The organism is Amycolatopsis sp. 3B14 (assembly GCF_050958625.1).
GTDB lineage: Bacteria > Actinomycetota > Actinomycetes > Mycobacteriales > Pseudonocardiaceae > Amycolatopsis_E > Amycolatopsis_E thermoflava.
Window position 1 is genome coordinate 1 of the sequence record NZ_JBHZEN010000020.1, and the last position, 17,211, is coordinate 17,211.

Below are 17,211 nucleotides of genomic sequence, written 5' to 3' on the forward strand. Positions count from 1 at the left end.
TGCTGCGGCCAGCCGTGCTGCTGGGGCGGCGGTGCGGACTGCTGGTAGGGGTTGTGCACCGGCGGCTGCTGGTGCGGCGCGCCCTGCTGGTACTGCCCGTGCTGGACCGGCGGCCCCTGGTTCGGGTGCGGGGGTGCGGGCTGCTGGTACGGGTTGTGGGGAACCGGCGCCTGCTGCTGCGGCCAGCCGTGCTGGACCGGCGGCCCCTGGTGCATGGGTCCGCCCTGGTGCGGCGGCTGCTGCTGGTGCACGTGCGTCGCGGGGGGTTGTTCCGACCGGCGGAACGGGTTCCAGCCGGCGGGCTGCGGCATTTCGCCGTCCAGCCGGTTCCGCAGCGCGTTGCCGTCCGCGGAGTTCCAAACTGGCTCGCTGCGCTCGGGACCCCCGCCGAGCAGCTCGCTGATCCGGTTGACCGACGGTTCCGGCTGGGCGGCCGGCGCCGGCTCGCTGCGGTTGGCCAGCGGAGTGCCGTCCCCGGTGTGGGTCTGCATCAGGTGCACACCGGACGGGTTCGGCGGCAGGTCGGCGAGCCGGTTCGTCATCGGGTCGACCAGCGCCACGCCGTGCTCGGTGTTGACCACGCTGAAGGCGCGCTGCCCATCCGGCGTGTCGACCGACAGCACGGCCCGCGAGCCGACCGGCTGCCCGGCCATCTCGCGCACCGCGCTGTTGTAGTCCGGCACCTGGTGGAATTCGCCACCGAGCTGCCGGGACAGGAAGTCCCTGCCGCGCGGGTCGTCCAGCTTGCCCGGTTGCGCGTCGACCTGGAGGCCGTCCATCCGCATCTCGAACGCGAGCACGGACTCGGCCGAGTTGTTCCGGTAGGCCTCCGGCATGCCGTCGGCGTAGTAGCCGCGGGTGTTGACGTCCGCGATCTCCGGCAGGTGCTCGCGGAGGAACCGCACCTCCTGGTGGGCGTTGCGGGTCGGGACGCTGGGACCGGTGCTCTGGACCGTCGGGTCCACCGGGTCCGTGCTGCGTGCGTGGATCGCCGGCTCACCGACGACGTCGGACGACCGGCGGATGTCGCCCCAGCCGTTCACCGGCTCGCCGATCTTCCGGGGCTTCGGCGTCTCCGTCCCGGGGCCGGTCTCCGGCTCGGACTTCGACGGGAGGTCGGCCACCGCGGCCTCGCCGCCGAACGCCCGCGCGAAGTCGCGCCTGGACGCCGCCGCGATCTCCGCTTCCTGGACATCGGCCAGGTCGCGGTTGCGGTCCATCTGCTGCTTGGCGGCATCCGGGGGGAGGTAGCGCGGGTCGTCCGGGGTGATCTCCTCGAGCCGGATCACCCACTTCTTGCCGCCGCTGGGGGTCTCGACCTCGATCTTTTCCTTGACCACCAGCTGGGTGCCGGGCTTGTACAGGACCTCGTGTTCCGCCTTGTTCGAGGCCAGCGACTCGATGTACCGACCGGTCTTGCCCTCGATGATCATTTCGACGTCGCCGGGCCACTTCGCCGAGCCGAGGTCGGCGCGGCTCGAACTGAGGAACTGCGATTCGACCACGACCGCGCCGGGCTCGTACCGGCCGGCGACGATAGCCGCCGCCTCGCCTCGCACGTTGACCCGGCGCACCGTCTCGCCCTGATAGGCGGGCATCTCGTTCAGGCCGGACGCGAGCGCACGGACCATCGGCATGACTTCGTCGAGGCTCCGGCCGGTGCGCAGCGCCTCGTTGATCTGGTCGAAGACCGCGCTCGAGGTGTAGCTGTGCACGGCGTAGGCGCCCTGGTCGCTCATGTGCCGCAGGGCCGCGTCCAGATCGCGCATCGCCAGCGCTTCGAGGAATTCGTGCTCGTGGGTGAGCCGGCCCGTGCGCTCGTCGACGATGCCGGTCGCGAGCTGGGCCTCGCCGAGGGCGTCGAAGTCGGCGCGGTCGTAGGTGCGGAAGTTCGGGTCCGCGATGTACGGCTCGTCGACCACCGGACGGTCGCTCCGGGGGGCCGCGTTGTCGGCGGCCCGCTCCGGCTGGGGTGCGCTGTCCTGGTGGGGCGGGCTCTGGTCGGTGGCCGGTGCCTCGTCGCGGGGCGGAGTGGGCTTGTCTTCGGCCGGGTCGGACTGGCTGCGCTCGGCCGCGGGGGCATCGTCCGTTCGGGGCGGCGCCTCGTCGAACGGGCTCCGCTCCGCGGTGGGTGTCTCGTCGCGGACGGGTGTGGCGGTGTCCTGGGCGGGGTCGAAGGGGGTCCGCTCGGTGGCGGGTGCCTCTTCGCGGCGTGGGGCGGCGGTGTCTTCCGCGGGGTCGAACGGGCTCCGCTCCGAGGCAGGGGTCTCGTCGCGCACGGGGGTGGCCGTGTCCTGCGCCGGGTCGAACGGGCTGCGCTCGGTGGTGGGTGTTTCGTCGCGCACGGGGGTGGCCGTGTCCTGCGCCGGGTCGAACGGGCTGCGCTCGGTGGTGGGTGTTTCGTCGCGCACGGGGGTGGCCGTGTCCTGCGCCGGGTCGAAGGGGCTGCGCTCGGTGGCGGATGGCTCCTCGCGGCGTGGGGTGGCGGTGTCTTCCGCGGGGTCGAACGGGCTCCGCTCCGAGGCAGGGGTCTCGTCGCGGACAGGGGTGGCCGTGTCCTGCGCCGGGTCGAACGGGGTCCGCTCGGCGGTAGGCGCCTCCTCGCGGCGTGGGCCCGCGTCGAACGGGCTGCGGTCGGTCGCGGGCGTCTGCTGTGCAGTGGGGGTCCGCTCGGCGGGCAGCGCCGTATCGCCGGTCCGGGGTGCCGGGGTCTCGGCGGGCGGGCCCGCCTGGTGGACCTGCTCCGGCGGGCGCGCCAGCATCCAGCGCGGGTCGACGGGCGCGCCAGGACGGCCACCCTGCTGCGTGGGCGGGCCGTACCCGCCCTGCGGCGGACGTTGCGTGGGCCCGTACGCCGGCGGCTGCCCACCTCGCGGCGGCTGTTGCTGCGGCGGACCGTAGCCGCCCTGAGGCGGATGCGGCGGACCACCGTTCGGCGGCGCACCCATCGGGCCCCGCGGGCCCTGCGGCGGCTGACCTTGGAACGGCGCACCCTGGACGGGACCGCCTTGGGGCGCGCGGTTCGGCCCGCCCTGGACGGGGCCGCCTTGAGGCGGCTGCACCGGGCCACCCTGCACAGGCCTGCCCTGGACAGGGCCGCCCTGGCGCGGTTGCTGGGGACCGCCTTGCGTGGGGTTCCCTTGGAACGGGGTGCCCTGGCGTGGCTGGTGAGGTGCGCCTTGCGTGGGGTTGCCCTGGAACGGCGCGCCTTGGATGGGGCCGCCCTGGGGCGGCCGGGTGGGTGTGCCTTGGGTGGGGTTGCCCTGGAACGGCGCGCCCTGGATGGGGCCGCCCTGGGGCGGCCGGGTGGGTGTGCCTTGGGTGGGGTTGCCCTGGAACGGTGCGCCCTGGCTGGGGCCGCCTTGCGGTGGCCGGTTCGGGCCGCCTTGGAAGGGTGTGCCCTGCGGGGGGCCGGCCTGAGGTGGCCGGTTGGGTGCGCCTTGGGTGGGGTTGCCCTGGAACGGCGCGCCCTGGGGCGGGCCGTACTGAGGGGCGCGCGGCGGCTGTCCGCCCGGCCCGTAGCCCTGCGGCGCGCCGCCGGGATAGCCCTGCACCGGCGCGGCGGGAGGCGTCTGTGGCGACTGCTGTTGAGGCGCTCGGTCGCCCGGTTGGGGGGCGCCGCCGGTCGGGCCGAAGGCGCCGGGGGCGTAGCCGGCGGCGGTCACGCCGTCCGGGCGCGTCGACGGCGGGTCGTTGGGCCCGAACCCGCTGCCCGGCTGCACCGGACTCGCTCCCGCCGGGACCGGCATCCGGTCCGCGCCGCTCACCGGGGCGCCATCCGACCCCACGGCCGACCCACGGGACGCCCCGGCCGAGGACGCGGAACCGGCCGACGAGCTCACCGGGGACCCACCGCCGATCGAGGAACCGGCTGAGGAACCAGCGGCGCCGGCTGAGGAACCCACCGAGCCTGCCGACGAGCCGGCCGAATAGGAGGCTGCCGAGGAGCTCGGCGAGCCCGCCGAAGAGGAGCCCGCGGAGCCTGCTGACGAGCTGGCTGCGCCTGCGGAGGAGCCGGCCGAACTGGCCGAACCTGCCGAGGAGCTCGGCGAGCCCGCCGAGGATCCTGCCGAACCGGCCGACGAACCAGCCGAACCGGCGGAAGAACCGGCCGAACCAGCGGAACCTGCCGAGGAGCTCGGCGAGCCCACCGAGGATCCTGCCGAACCGGCCGAGGAACCTGTGGAACTGGCCGAAGAACCGGCCGAACCGGCCGAAGAACCAGCCGAACCGGCCGAAGAACCAGCCGAACCGGCTGATGAACCGGCGGCCGAACCCGTCGACGAACCCGTGGAACCGCCCGAGCCGGCCGAACCGGCTGGTGAACCGGTCGACGAAACTCCCGCCGTTCCCGCTGGGGAACCGCCGCCCTGGTTCGATGCGGCGGGCGCCGCTGTCGCGGGGGGCTGGCTGCCCTGGTGCGTGCCGCCACCGTCCGAAGTGGACCGTGGGGCGTCCGTCGTCGCGGTGGCCGGGCGGTCCGCCACCACGGCGGACTGGCCGCTCACCCGGTCGTTCGCGATCGCGTTCGAGACCGAGCCCGACGAACCGTCCGAGTGGGACGACGACGCGCCCGCCAGCGCCGGCTCCCGGGCACCCGACGAGCCACCCGCCGAAGAACCGGAGTCCGAGCGCGACGAACTGCCCGAATCCGACGAACCCGACGACGAACCACCCGAGTCCGACGAGCCGGAATCCACCGGCGACCCGTCGACCTTGATGTTGCCCGCCCGCACGTCGGCGTTGAAGCTCTTGATCTCGTTGATCTGGTCCTTGGCGCCACCGGTCGCGCGGTCCACGGCGCCCGCGGACGCGCCCATCGCCAGGTCCTGCATCTTCAGGTTGCCGAGGTCGCCGGTCAGCGCGGCCTGCCCGACCGTTGTGGCCACGCCTTCGACGGCCCCGCGCGCGCCCTCCCGCACGGCGCGGTCCGCGATCTGCCCGGCGACGCTGTCCTGCAGCCCCTTGGTCGCGCCCTTCGGGATCGCGTGCCCGGCCGCCCCCGCGACACCCCCGGCCACACCGCTGGCCAGCGCGCCGGCGGTCTTGTCGAAGTCCCAGCTCTTGCGGTCGCCCTTGGCCATCTGCAGCGCCTGGATGCCGCCGTCCAGCGCCAGGTTCATCGCGACGTTCATCGCGATCTCCTTGGCCAGCCGCTTCAGCAGCTGCATCGCGACCTTGCGGAAGCCCTCCTGCAGCATCTTCTGCACGAGCTGCCGGAAGACCATCTGGACGGTCATCCGCGTGGCCATCTGCGCGGGCACGATGCCCGCCGTCGACCCGCCGAACGTCACCACGGCCGCCGCGATCATCGCGGCGATCTGGATCGCCAGGATGATCAGCGACGCGATGATCATGTACTTCGTGTACTCGACGTCGAGCGCCGTCGCGTCCGCCGACTGCGCCAGCGCCTCGCACGCCTTGGTCAGGTTCGTGAAGTAGGCCTCGTCACCGGTGACGAACTTGTCCCACATCTTCTGGAACTCGACCGCGGGCTGACCGGTCCAGGTGCTGAGCGCCTCAGCCGCGGCCCCGTTGGCCTTGTCGACGATCGGCCCCAGCGCGTCGCGGGCGGCCAGCCACGCGTCCCGGACCTCGCGCAGCTTGTCCTCGTCGCCTTCCGGCCAGTGCTCGCCGACGACGATGGGCAGCAGCCACTTGACGTCCTCGGGGAACTCCATCCCCATGGTCAGACCTGACCTGTGTTCTTGATGACCTTCTCGGCGTCCTTGTGCGTGCCTTCGGTCGCGTCCGCGGCGTCCTTCACGGCCTTCGCCACGTCCTTCAGCGCCTGGCTGAGGCTCCCGAAGGCCTCGGTGCAGTTCTTCGCGGCCGGTTCGTAGTCCTTGGCGAACGCCTGGCCGGACTCGTCGTTGCCCCAGCAGGCGCCCTGCGCTTCGAGCGCGGCCTTGAGCGCCGCGCCGGCGGCCTTCAGGTCGTCACCCGCGGGCGGGAACTTCCCCGCGCCGGACCGGACCGTGTCCGGGTCCATGTCGTGGCCGGTACCGGCTCCGGTCATCGGTCACCCCGCGTCATCCAGGTGTCGGGCATTTCGTCGTCGTCGTGGGTCGGACGCGGGCGGCGCGCCGCCGGTTTCGGCGCCGGCGGGGAAATCGGCGCGTCCCGGCGCATGATCGTCTGCGACTCCGGGTCCTCGGCGGGCCGGGGCTCCGGTTCCGGCTCGGGTTCGAGGAAGTCCGGGATGTCCGGCATCAGGCCGGCCAGCGACGGCGCGCCCTCGATGAACTCGGACAGGTCCGGCAGGTCCGCGGTCAGCGGCCGGAACAACTCGGCCTGCTGCTGCTTGACCTGCAGCATCCCGCGGCGCACCAGGTCGCTGATCGTGCGCGCGAGCGCCTCCGGCCGGGTGCGGTCGAACGTCGTCGGCGCGAGCTTGAGGTCGGCGAGCGTCCCCTGTGCGTCGATGGTGACCTTGACCAGGCCGTCCGGCGAGGACAGTTCCGCGGTGAGGGCGGACGCGGCCTGCTGCGCCTCCCGCAGCTGCGCCGTCTGCTGGTGGAACTTGTCCATCAACTGGTCGACGGTCTCACGCATCGCCGCGTTGCGGGCTTCCTTCTGCGCGCGGTCGTCCCCCGGGGTGCTCACGCGGGCCACTCTAGTGGGCCGCCTTCCGCCGGTCGGCGTAATCGGGAAAATTCCGTCACTCGGTGCGGGCGCGCCGCGCGATCACCAGGTATCCGGCTGCGCCGAGCAGGTACAGCGCGGTGGCGACGAGGAGCAGCGGCACCGACCGCCCGGTCAACGGCACGATCGTCGCGGCGAGTGAGACCGCGATCACCTGCGTGATGTTGAACAGCGTGTCGTACAGGGAGAACACCCGGCCGCGGGCCTCGTCGCGCACGTCGTGCTGGATCGAGGAGTCCACGCACAGCTTCACGACCTGGCCTGCGGCGGTGATGACGAACGACGCGACCAGCACGGTCGGCAGCTGCATCGGCAGGCCGAGCCCGGCCTGCGCGACCGCGGCGACCACCAGCGCGCCGGGGATCGCGCGGCGGCGGCCGAGCCTGCGCACCAGCCGCGGGGTGAGGAAACCGGCGAACAGGATCCCGGCGCCCGCCATCGCGGCGAGCTGCCCCAGCCCGGGCAGCCCGGCCTTGAGCAAGCCGTGGTCGGTGAAGGTGAACCGCAGCAGCAGCACCGTGATCAGCAGCGAGATGCCGTAGGACGCCCGGTGCGCGAGCAGCGCGACGAACCCGGCGACGACACTGGGCGCGCCGAGCGCGGCCCTGGCGCCGTCGACGAGGCCGCGGGCCACGGCGAGCACCGCGTCACTCGGCTCGTCGACGGTGTCCGGCCCGAGCGCGCCGCGGGCGAACCGGCGCGCGATCGCGGCGGAGACGAGCGTGCCGAGCACCGCGACGGCCGTCGTCCAGCCGGAACCGGTGTTCCCGGCGCCGATCAGCGACCGCAACCCGATGGCGACCCCGCCGCCGAGCACCGCGACCAGCGAGCCGAGCGTGGTCGCCACCGCGTTGGCCGTCACCAGGGTGCCCGGTGGCACGACGTGCGGCAGCGACGCGGACAGACCGGACCCGACGAACCGGGAGATGCCCTCGACGATCAGCGCGAGCACGAACAGTTCCAGGCCGGCGAACCCGAGCCCGACCGAGACCGCCGTCGCGACGATCGCCGTGCCGCGCAGCAGGTTGGCCACGATCAGCACGCGCCGCCGGTCCCAGCGGTCCAGCAGCGCGCCGGCGAACGGCCCGATGAACGAGTACGGCAGCAGCAGGACGGCGAACCCGCCCGCGATGGTCAGCGGGTCGGCGCCGCGCTCGGGGTTGAACAGCACCGCCCCGGCCAGCCCGGCCCGGAACATGCCGTCGGAGAACTGGGCGGCGAAGCGGGTGAACAGCAGCGTGCGGAAGCCCGCCATCGCGAAGAACGCGCGCGGTGACACCTTCTCGACGGGCTGTGCACTGGCTGTCACGGCTCACCAGCTTACGGTGCCGGGGCGCCGGAAGGAGGGGGAAGATTTCGAGGGCCGGCGCACTTGGTCGCCTCTCGGCGGCATTGCGCAGTGTGGCTCCTGCCGAACGGTATTCCACAAAGGCTTTTCTTCAGTGAGCCCGGGGGACACGGAGTGCGCCGGCCACCCCGTTCAACGGGTGGGGGCCGCGCATTGTTCCCGGCCGTGCGGCCCGGTTTTGCGGGAGTGGGATCATGGGGGCGTGCCAGCGGACGCCGAGGTTGAACCGGGATCGCTCCTGGTCGCCGCTCCTACGATGTTCGATCCCAACTTCCGCCGCACGGTGGTGTTCGTCATCGACCACCGGGAGGAGGGAACGCTCGGGGTCGTCCTGAACCGCCCGAGCGACGTGCCGGTCGACGACGTGCTGCCCAGCTGGGGACGGCACGTGGTGGAGCCGCAGTCGGTGTTCGTTGGCGGCCCGGTGGAGAAGAAGACCGCGTTGTGCCTGGCCGCGCTGCGAGCCGGGGAGACCGCGTCGGGCGTGCCGGGGCTGATCGGAGTGCGCGGTCCGGTGGCGCTGGTCGACCTGGACGCCGATCCGGACGCGCTGGTGCCGAAGGTGCGTGGCCTGCGGGTGTTCGCGGGGTACGCGGGCTGGGACTCCGGCCAGCTGGACGGCGAGATCGACCGCGGTGACTGGCTCATCGTCCCGGCGCTGCCCAGCGACGTGCTGGCCACGCCGGAGCGGGACCTGTGGGGCCAGGTCCTGCGCCGCCAGGGTGTGCCGACGGCCTTGCTGGCCACGCACCCGGGCGACTTGCAGCGAAACTAGGGCCAGCCCCTCGCCCGACCACCACCCCTCAAGGTGGCGCTGCGCGCCGCTGTCATGCCTGCACGGCGCAGCCACCGCAAGCGCAACCGGAGCACCCGGCCGGCGCGGCGGGAGCGGGCGGCGGCACGGCGGCCGCGGCCCGGTTGCCCAGCACGCCACCACCGGCGACCAGGGCGAACATGCCGACCAGGCCGATCGCGGTCGCGGTCAGGACACCCGCGGTGCCGGGCATGAGCAGGCCGGCGATCCCGGCCACGATCCCGACCACCCCGGCGACCATCGTGGGCAGCCCGGCGACCCGGTTCGCGACGCGGAACGCCTCGTCGGAGCGCAGGGTGGCGGCCGTGCGAACCCCGGCGCCGCGGTCGCGCGGGAGTTTCTCCCGCCAGCCGAGCAGGCCTCCCCAGCCCACGACGACACCCAGTACGAGCGGAACCAGCGCGACTACGAACACGTCAACGAGCATAAGCGTGATGTTGGCGCTACCCGCTGGACACCCACATGCGCTGTGCTGCACGCCATGCTGAAGCGACTCTCGGTCGGCGCACTCGCCGGCTCTCTGCTCTTGACCGTCGCTCCCGCCGCACAGGCCGCTCCCGCGCCCGTGCGTTTCCTGGGGGAACAAATCATCTCGCACGCGCTGCCCGTCGGCGACTACACGATCGGGGAGTTGTCGAGCATCGACTACGACCCGCGCACCGGCGAGTACGTGTTCATCGCCGACGACACCTCCGAGGCGCCCGCGCGGTTCTTCACCGCGAAGGTTCCGGTGTCCGCCAACGGGCTCGGCCCGGTCACCTTCACCGGCGCGCAGCTGTTCCGGCAGCCGGACGGCGGCACCTACCCGGAGGACTCGGTCGACCCCGAGGAGATGCGGGTCGACCCGTGGACCGGCGCCTACTTCTGGAGCCAGGAGGGCATCCGGTCGGACACCGCGCTGATCGACCCGTCGGTGCAGGTGGCCCGGCGCGACGGCGGTTACGTGCGCACCCTGCCCACGCCGGACAACGAGCGGATGCGCCCGGACTCCGGCCCGCGCCGCAACCTCGTGCTGGAAGGGCTCACCTTCGCCGCCGCGGGCACGCTCGTCGTCAGCTCGGTGGAGGGCCCGCTGCTGCAGGACGGCCCGGTGGCCACACCCGAGCGGGGCGCGCTGTCCCGGATCACCGTCCAGGCCCGCACCGGTTCCGTCCTCGCGCAGTACGCCTACCCGCAGGAGCCGGTCTTCGCCGACTCGAACCCGCCCGGCGGCACCACCGACACCGGCGTCTCGTCGATCCTCGCCGCCGATCCGCTCGACCCGACGCGCTTCCTCGTGATGGAGCGCTCCTACGTGTCCGGCGTCGGCAACAAGGTGCGGATCTACGAGATCGACACGGCCGGCGCCACGAACGTCCTGCACACCCCGTCCCTGGACGGCGCGAAGGTGCGGCCCGTGCGGAAGAAGCTGCTCCTCGACCTGGCCGACTACCCGCTGTCCAAGGTCGACAACCTGGAGGGGATGACCTGGGGGCCGCGTCTGCCGAGCGGCGAGCGGACCCTGCTGCTGGTCAGCGACGACAACCTGTCGACCCGCCAGATCACGCAGGTCATCGCATTCGCGGTGCGCTGAGAGCCGGGCAGGCCGGGCCGCTTACCATGGTTGGGTGAGTGAAGCAATCGAGGAAACGCCCGGCCACCGGTACAACGCCGAGCTGGCCGGTCGGGTCGAGCTGCGCTGGCAGAACTACTGGGCCGATCACGGCACCTTCCACGCACCGAACCCGGCCGGCTCGCTGGCGACCGACTCCAGCGTTCCCTCGGACAAGCTCTTCGTGCAGGACATGTTCCCCTACCCGTCGGGGGCCGGTCTGCACGTCGGGCACCCGCTGGGCTTCATCGCCACCGACGTCTACGCCCGCTATCACCGGATGATCGGGCGCAACGTCCTGCACACCATGGGCTTCGACGCGTTCGGCCTGCCCGCGGAGCAGTACGCGGTGCAGACGGGGCAGCACCCGCGCACGACGACCGAGCAGAACATGGAGACCTACCTGCGGCAGATCCGCAGGCTGGGCCTTGGCCACGACGAGCGCCGCCGGATCGCGACGATCGATCCGGAGTACTACAAGTGGACCCAGTGGATCTTCCTGAAGATCTACAACTCCTGGTACGACGAGAAGCTGGGCAAGGCCCGCCCCATCGTCGAGCTGGAGGCCGAGTACGCGCAGGACAAGCGCCGCACGCCCGACGGCCGCGGCTGGTGCGAGCTGACCCGCGCCGAGCAGCTGAAGATCCTGGACGAGCACCGGCTGGCCTACATCTCCGAGGCGCCGGTGAACTGGTGCCCAGGCCTCGGCACGGTGCTGTCCAACGAGGAGGTCACGCCGGACGGCCGCAGCGAGCGCGGCAACTTCCCGGTGTTCCGCCGCAACCTGCGCCAGTGGATGATGCGCATCACCGCCTACGCCGACCGCCTGGTCGACGACCTGGACCGGCTGGAGTGGCCGGAGAAGGTCAAGTCGATGCAGCGCAACTGGATCGGCCGCTCGCACGGCGCGCGCGTCACCTTCGCCGCCGGTGAGCACAAGATCGAGGTCTTCACCACCCGCCCGGACACGCTGTTCGGCGCCACGTACATGGTGCTGGCGCCCGAGCACCCGCTGGTCGACGAGCTGACCACCCCGGAATGGCCGTCCGATGTGGACGAGCGGTGGACCGGCGGGGCCGCCACCCCGGCCGAGGCCGTCGCCGCCTACCGCCGCGCCGCGTCCCGCAAGTCCGAACTGGATCGCCAGGAGAGCAAGGACAAGACGGGCGTCTTCGTCGGCTCGTACGCGGTGAACCCGGTCAACGGCAAGGAGATCCCGGTCTTCATCGCCGACTACGTGCTGATGGGCTACGGCACCGGCGCGATCATGGCGGTGCCGGCGCAGGACCAGCGCGACTGGGACTTCGCGGAGAAGTTCGGCCTGGAGATCGTGCGCACGGTCCAGCCGAGCGAGGGCTTCGACGGAAAGGCGTTCACCGGCGACGGGGTCGCGATCAACAGTGGCTTCCTGGACGGGATGAACGTCGACGACGCCAAGAAGACGATCATCCAGTGGCTGGAGGAGAACGGCCACGGCGCCGGCACGGTGCAGTACAAGCTGCGCGACTGGCTGTTCTCGCGGCAGCGGTACTGGGGCGAGCCGTTCCCCATCGTGTACGACGAGGACGGCCAGGCGCACGCGATCCCGGAGCACATGCTGCCGGTCGAGCTGCCCGAGGTGGACGACTACTCGCCGCGCACGTTCGACCCGGAGGACGCCGACAGCGAGCCGTCGCCGCCGCTGTCCCGCGCGAGCGACTGGGTCGAGGTCGAGCTGGACCTCGGCGACGGCAAGAAGACCTACCGCCGCGACACCAACACGATGCCGAACTGGGCCGGTTCCTGCTGGTACCAGCTGCGCTACATCGACCCGGACAACGCGGAGCGGTTCGTCGACGCGGGCAACGAGCAGTACTGGATGGGTCCGCGCCCGGCCGAGCACGGCGTCAACGACCCGGGCGGTGTCGACCTGTACGTCGGCGGCGTCGAGCACGCGGTGCTGCACCTGCTGTACTCGCGGTTCTGGCAGAAGGTGCTGTTCGACCTGGGGTACGTCAGCGCCGAGGAGCCGTACCGGCGGCTGTTCAACCAGGGCTACATCCAGGCCTACGCCTACACCGACGAGCGCGGCTTCTACGTCCCGGCCGAGGAGGTCGAGGAGAAGGACGGCAAGTTCTTCCACCAGGGCAAGGAAGTCAAGCAAGAGTACGGGAAGATGGGCAAGAGCCTGAAGAACGTGGTCACGCCCGACCAGATGGCGGCGGACTACGGGGCCGACACCTTCCGGTTCTACGAGATGTCGATGGGCCCGCTGGCCGACTCCCGGCCGTGGGCGACCAAGGACGTCGTCGGCGCCCACCGGTTCCTGCAGCGCGTGTGGCGGCTGGTGGTCTCCGAGCAGACCGGTGAGTTGCGCGTGTCCGGCGCGGAGGCGACGGACGAGGACCGCCGGATCCTGCACAAGACCATCGCCGGGGTCCGCGACGACTACTCGGGCCTGCGGTTCAACACCGCCGGCGCGAAGCTGATCGAGTACAACAACCACCTCACCAAGGTCTACGGCGCCGCCGAGGCGACGCCGCGCGAGCTGGTCGAGCCGCTGGTGCTGATGCTGGCGCCGCTGTGCCCGCACATCGCCGAGGAGCTGTGGCACCGGCTGGGCCACGAGGACTCGCTGGTGCACGGCCCGTTCCCGGTCGCGGACGAGAAGTTCCTGGTCGAGGACACGGTGGAGTACCCGATCCAGGTCAACGGCAAGGTCCGCGCCCGGATCCAGGTGCCCGCCGACGCGGCGAAGGACGCCGTCGAGGCGGCGGCGCTGGCCGACGAGAAGATCGCGGCGCTGCTGAACGGCGGCACGCCGCGCAAGGTCATCGTGGTGCCGGGCCGCCTGGTGAACGTGGTCCTCTAGGCGGTGTCGAGGCCGATCTCGCGCGCGAGGTCGGCCAGCAGCGCGTCGAACACGGCGTCCGGCTTGGACATCGGGATCGGGTAGTTGCCGAACACCTCGAGTGTCACGTGCCCGTAGAGGCGGGCCCAGAACTGGATCATCACGTACGTGGTGCCCAGGTCGAGCTTGTCCGGCGGGAAGTCGACCCCGGACTCGCGCAGCACCGCCAGCAGGTCGTCCTGGAACGCGGCCAGGTCGTCGTGCAGTTCGACGGGCACCGCTTCGGCGGGCGGGATCTCCAGCTGGAAGTTGGCCAGTAGGTGCCCGGCCGCGGTGAGGAAGATCCGGCCGAACGGCTCGTTGGCCCGGTTCAGGGTCGCCACGCTGCCCGCGGCCGAGCCGACGTCGCCGGTCGGCGACGCGAACACGAGCGTGAACTCCTTGGTGTGGGTGAGCGCCCAGCGCCGGAAGCCGCGGCAGATCGCGAAGAGCTGGACCGCGCCGTCGTCGGGCAGCCCGGAGAGTTCTTCGGTGAGTTCGGCGGCCAGGTCGGCGACGACGTCGAGGCGGAGGTGCTCGACGAGGTCGTCGCGTGAGCCGTAGTACCGGTAGAGGGCGGGTGCGGTGATGCCGAGCTCGCGGGCGATGGCCCGCAGGGTCACGGCTTCCGGTCCGCGCTCGACGAGGAGCTTGCGCGCGGTGCGGCGGATGTCCTGATCGGTCGCCGCGCGCTCGCGACCCCGTCGGGTCGGCTTGTCCATCCCGGCATTCTAGAAGGTGAGTGCGGCATTTCCGACGGATTCGGGCGCCGCCGGTACCGATCGCTCGGGGGGCTACGCGATCGGTACCAGCGACCCGATGCCCGGCTTCCGGTGGCGCAACCGGTGCCGGACGCCAAGTGAGAGCCCGCGTGAACCCTGGCGGGACGGCCCGATGTCGAGATTGCCCCGATCGGGTGACGTCGCGGACGCTCACTCTAGTGTCGCACCATCAGCCGCAGAAGTTACAAGAATCTTCACGTTTGCATAGGGAAGAGTGCCCGGACGGGCTCCCGCCCGCTCTGGTCGCGGTCCGGCGGCTGCGGAAGCCGCGGGTTCGTGGAACGCTGGTCGGGAACGGATCCGGAGAGGGTATGGTCTAGACCATGTCGGAAACGAGGCTGTCCGGGGTGCCGGTGAGCCCGGGTCGCGCGAGCGGTCCGGTCGTCGCCGTGGCCGAACCCGCAGGCGCGCCCGAGAGCGGGCCCGCACCGTCCGATCCGCAGGCCGAGGCCGCGCGGATCGCCCCCGCCGCGAGCGTGGTCGCCGAGCGGCTGGAAGCGCTTGCGGGCCAGGCGTCCGGCGACGCCGCGACGATCCTGCTGACCAGCGCGGCGATGGCGGGCGATCCGGCGCTGATCAGCGAGGCGGAACGGTTGGTGGCCGCGGAAGGCAGGCCCGCCGAGCGGGCGGTCTACGAGGCGGCGAACGGCTTCGCGAAAGCGCTTGCAGCAGCCGGCGGGTACATGGCCGAGCGGGTCCGCGACATCGAGGACATCCGGGACCGCGTGATCGCGGAGCTGCGGGGTGTCGCGCCGCCGGGCGTGCCCGACCTGGCCGGCCCGAGCGTGCTCGTCGCGCGCGACCTGGCGCCTGCCGACACGGCGGGCCTCGACCCGGCGCAGGTGCTCGCCCTGGTGACCGAGGAGGGCGGGCCGACCAGCCACACCGCGATCCTGGCCCGGTCGCTGGGCATCCCGGCGGTGGTGGCGGTGCGCGGGGTCCTCGCGCTGGAGGCGGACGCGCTGCTGGTGGACGGCGACACCGGCGTGGTGGAGGTTGTCGCGGCGGACGCCCCGGTGCTCGCCGCGACGCGCGAGGGCGCGTCGGAGTGGAACGGCATCGGCGCGACGGCGGACGACCACCGGGTCAAGGTGCTCGGCAACGTCGGCTCACCCGCAGACGCGCGGGCCGCCGCGGACGCGGGCGCGGAGGGCGTCGGCCTGTTCCGCACGGAGTTCTGCTACCTGGACGCACCGGCCGAGCCGCCGGTCGGCGAGCAGCGTGCCGCGTACGCCGCGGTGCTGGCGCCGTTCGCAGGGAAGCCGGTTGTCGTGCGGACGCTGGACGCGGGCGCCGACAAGCCGCTGGCCTTCCTGTCCCCGGCGGCGGAGCCGAACCCGGCGCTCGGCGTGCGGGGCCTGCGCGTGGCGTTCGACCGACCGGACGTGCTGGACCGGCAGCTGGAGGCGATTGCCGGCGCGGCGGCGGATTCGGGCGCCGAGGTGTCGGTGATGGCGCCGATGGTGGCGACAGCCGAGGAGGCGGCGTGGTTCGCGGAACGCGTGCGGGCGGCCGGGATCGCGCGGGCCGGGGTGATGATCGAGGTGCCCGCGGCGGCACTGGCGGCCGAGGAAATCCTGGCTGCGGTCGACTTCGTCTCGGTCGGCACGAACGACCTGGCGCAGTACACGTTCGCCGCGGACCGGCAGCTGGGCGCGGTGGCGGGCCTGAACGACCCGTGGCAGCCCGCGCTGCTACGGCTGATCGCGATGATCGGCGCGGCCGCGAAGGCGAGCGGCAAACCGGCGGGCGTGTGCGGTGAGGCGGCTGCGGACCCACTGCTGGCCCGCGTGCTCACCGGCCTGGGCATGACGAGCCTGTCGATGAACGCGAGCGCGATCCGCGCCGTGGGAGCCAGCCTGGCCACAGCCACGCTGGCGGACTGCGAAGCGGCCGCCCAGGCAGCACTCAAGGCCGCGACACCTGCCGAGGCCCGCGCCGCCGCAAGGGGCTGACCCGCACACCGCTGGTGGGCGGTGCTGTTCGCGGGGTGTTGCCGAGGGGTTGCCGCGCGCGGAGTCCGCCGCGCCGCAGCCCTCCCGGAGCGCGCGGCCCTGGGCGCCGGGGAATGACTGCCTGCAGCTGATGGTGCCCACCGCTGGTGGGGCAGTGCTGCTGGCGATGTGCTGCTCGCGAAGTGCTGCTGGCGCCAGGGGTTGCCCGCGCGTCAGGTCACGCGTCACAGCCACCCGCAGCGCCCTGGGCACCCGGGAATGACCGCCCGCAGCTGATGGCGCCCACGGACCGTGGCGCCCCGCCCGAGGGTGCGCCGCCCTCGGGCGGTCTGTCGTTTCGGCGGATGTGCCGGCCCTCCGGAGCTGACCGCCGGGCGGTGGCACCCTCCGGCGCGAGTGCGCCACCGAGGTGGGCGCCGGCGCGACCGCCCCTCAGCCGCGCCGGCGCCCACCGCTCTCCGGCACCCCGCCTCGCCGACTCCTCCGGCGCGCTTACCCGCGCACCACGGGCGCCCTCCGCCCCCGACGCCATCGCGCCTCCGGCGCGCCGCCCCCGACTGCCGCTACAGGCCGAAGATCCCGCGCCGCGGGTGGCGGATCACCAGCGAGCCCCCGTGCAAGCGTCCGGCGAACACCAGCCGTGGGTTGCCCGGCCGGCCATCCGAACCCGTCTTGTCCTGCAGCGAGCCGTACTTGATCTCGGTGATCGCGTTCAGGTCGACCGCCGCGTGCTCGGGGATGATCACCTCGACCGACCCCCACTTGCAGTCCAGCTCGACTCGCACCACCGGGCTGCTCACCTGCGCCTCGCTGAAGTCGAGCTTCGTCGAGCCGTACCGGTTGCGCACCACGACCTCCGGCGGCACCAGCCAGCGGCCGTTGCGTACCAGCGCCGAGTACTTCGCGTTCAGCTCGAGCCGCTGGTCCGGCGAGTACGACACCGGGGGCGCGGCCGGATACACGTCGGGGTGCACCAGCCCGGGCAGGTCCGCGAGCACCGCGTTCAGCTCGCCCCGCGTCCGCGCCGCGAGCGCCGTGTCCGTGCGCTCGGTGAACTCGTCCAGGTCGATCATGCCGCGGCCGATCGCCTTCTGCAGCACCTCGACGACGTGCTCGCGCTCCGCGTCCGACACCCGCAGGTCGCGCGGGCTCATCGGCTTGGTCCCGGTCTCCTCGCCCATGCCACCACGCTACGGCCGCGGACCCC

General features: G+C 72.6%; 11 protein-coding genes. 4 read left to right on the forward strand and 7 right to left on the reverse strand.

Features of this window, described 5'->3' with window-relative positions; all coding sequences use genetic code 11:
- From ACCP09_RS10245 to ACCP09_RS10260, 4 genes are all read right to left on the reverse strand, one after another.
- On the reverse strand, positions 1-5,687 hold a 5,687-nt coding region (locus ACCP09_RS10245), incomplete at its 3' end, for an ADP-ribosyltransferase domain-containing protein (protein WP_433745304.1).
- 2 nt (positions 5,688-5,689) lie between these two features.
- Positions 5,690-6,019 carry a WXG100 family type VII secretion target gene (locus tag ACCP09_RS10250; protein ID WP_123684380.1) on the reverse strand — a complete coding sequence of 110 codons (330 nt, stop codon included), beginning with the start codon at positions 6,017-6,019 and terminating at the stop codon, positions 5,690-5,692.
- Positions 6,016-6,606, reverse strand: coding sequence for a YbaB/EbfC family nucleoid-associated protein (locus ACCP09_RS10255; RefSeq protein WP_027933206.1), 591 nt, complete (start codon positions 6,604-6,606; stop codon positions 6,016-6,018). Before ACCP09_RS10255 ends, ACCP09_RS10250 begins: the two co-directional genes overlap by 4 nt.
- Before the next feature lie 55 nt (positions 6,607-6,661).
- Complete coding sequence (locus tag ACCP09_RS10260; protein ID WP_037324097.1) at positions 6,662-7,900, reverse strand: MFS transporter; 1,239 nt, start codon at positions 7,898-7,900, stop codon at positions 6,662-6,664.
- A gap of 271 nt (positions 7,901-8,171) precedes the next feature.
- On the opposite strand from ACCP09_RS10260, the gene ACCP09_RS10265 reads away from it, so the two are divergent.
- The gene (locus ACCP09_RS10265) at positions 8,172-8,768 is read left to right on the forward strand and encodes a YqgE/AlgH family protein (protein ID WP_267283905.1); all 597 of its coding nucleotides are present in this window, start codon (positions 8,172-8,174) and stop codon (positions 8,766-8,768) included.
- 52 nt (positions 8,769-8,820) lie between these two features.
- Here ACCP09_RS10265 and ACCP09_RS10270 read toward each other — a convergent pair whose 3' ends face one another.
- Entirely contained in the window at positions 8,821-9,222 is a 402-nt protein-coding gene (locus ACCP09_RS10270) for an SdpI family protein (protein WP_433745309.1), read from the reverse strand.
- Between the two features lie 66 nt (positions 9,223-9,288).
- Between ACCP09_RS10270 and ACCP09_RS10275 the strand changes: the two genes are divergently transcribed.
- Together ACCP09_RS10275 and leuS are read left to right on the forward strand one after the other, a co-directional pair.
- Positions 9,289-10,380: an esterase-like activity of phytase family protein gene (locus ACCP09_RS10275; RefSeq protein WP_433745312.1), complete on the forward strand. Its 1,092-nt coding sequence runs from the start codon at positions 9,289-9,291 to the stop codon at positions 10,378-10,380.
- A gap of 34 nt (positions 10,381-10,414) precedes the next feature.
- Positions 10,415-13,249 carry a leucine--tRNA ligase gene (gene leuS / locus ACCP09_RS10280; RefSeq protein ID WP_433745315.1) on the forward strand — a complete coding sequence of 945 codons (2,835 nt, stop codon included), beginning with the start codon at positions 10,415-10,417 and terminating at the stop codon, positions 13,247-13,249.
- Here the strand turns inward: leuS and ACCP09_RS10285 are convergent.
- Positions 13,246-13,989: a TetR/AcrR family transcriptional regulator gene (locus ACCP09_RS10285; protein WP_433745318.1), complete on the reverse strand. Its 744-nt coding sequence runs from the start codon at positions 13,987-13,989 to the stop codon at positions 13,246-13,248. The genes leuS and ACCP09_RS10285 overlap by 4 nt on opposite strands.
- A 383-nt stretch (positions 13,990-14,372) precedes the next feature.
- Here ACCP09_RS10285 and ptsP point away from each other — a divergent pair, with 383 nt between their 5' ends.
- Positions 14,373-16,004 carry a phosphoenolpyruvate--protein phosphotransferase gene (gene ptsP / locus ACCP09_RS10290; RefSeq protein WP_433745321.1) on the forward strand — a complete coding sequence of 544 codons (1,632 nt, stop codon included), beginning with the start codon at positions 14,373-14,375 and terminating at the stop codon, positions 16,002-16,004.
- 563 nt (positions 16,005-16,567) lie between these two features.
- Here ptsP and ACCP09_RS10295 read toward each other — a convergent pair.
- Positions 16,568-17,185, reverse strand: a complete 618-nt coding sequence (locus ACCP09_RS10295) for a DUF1707 SHOCT-like domain-containing protein (RefSeq protein ID WP_017985909.1) — start codon at positions 17,183-17,185, stop codon at positions 16,568-16,570.
- Positions 17,186-17,211 lie beyond the last annotated feature (26 nt).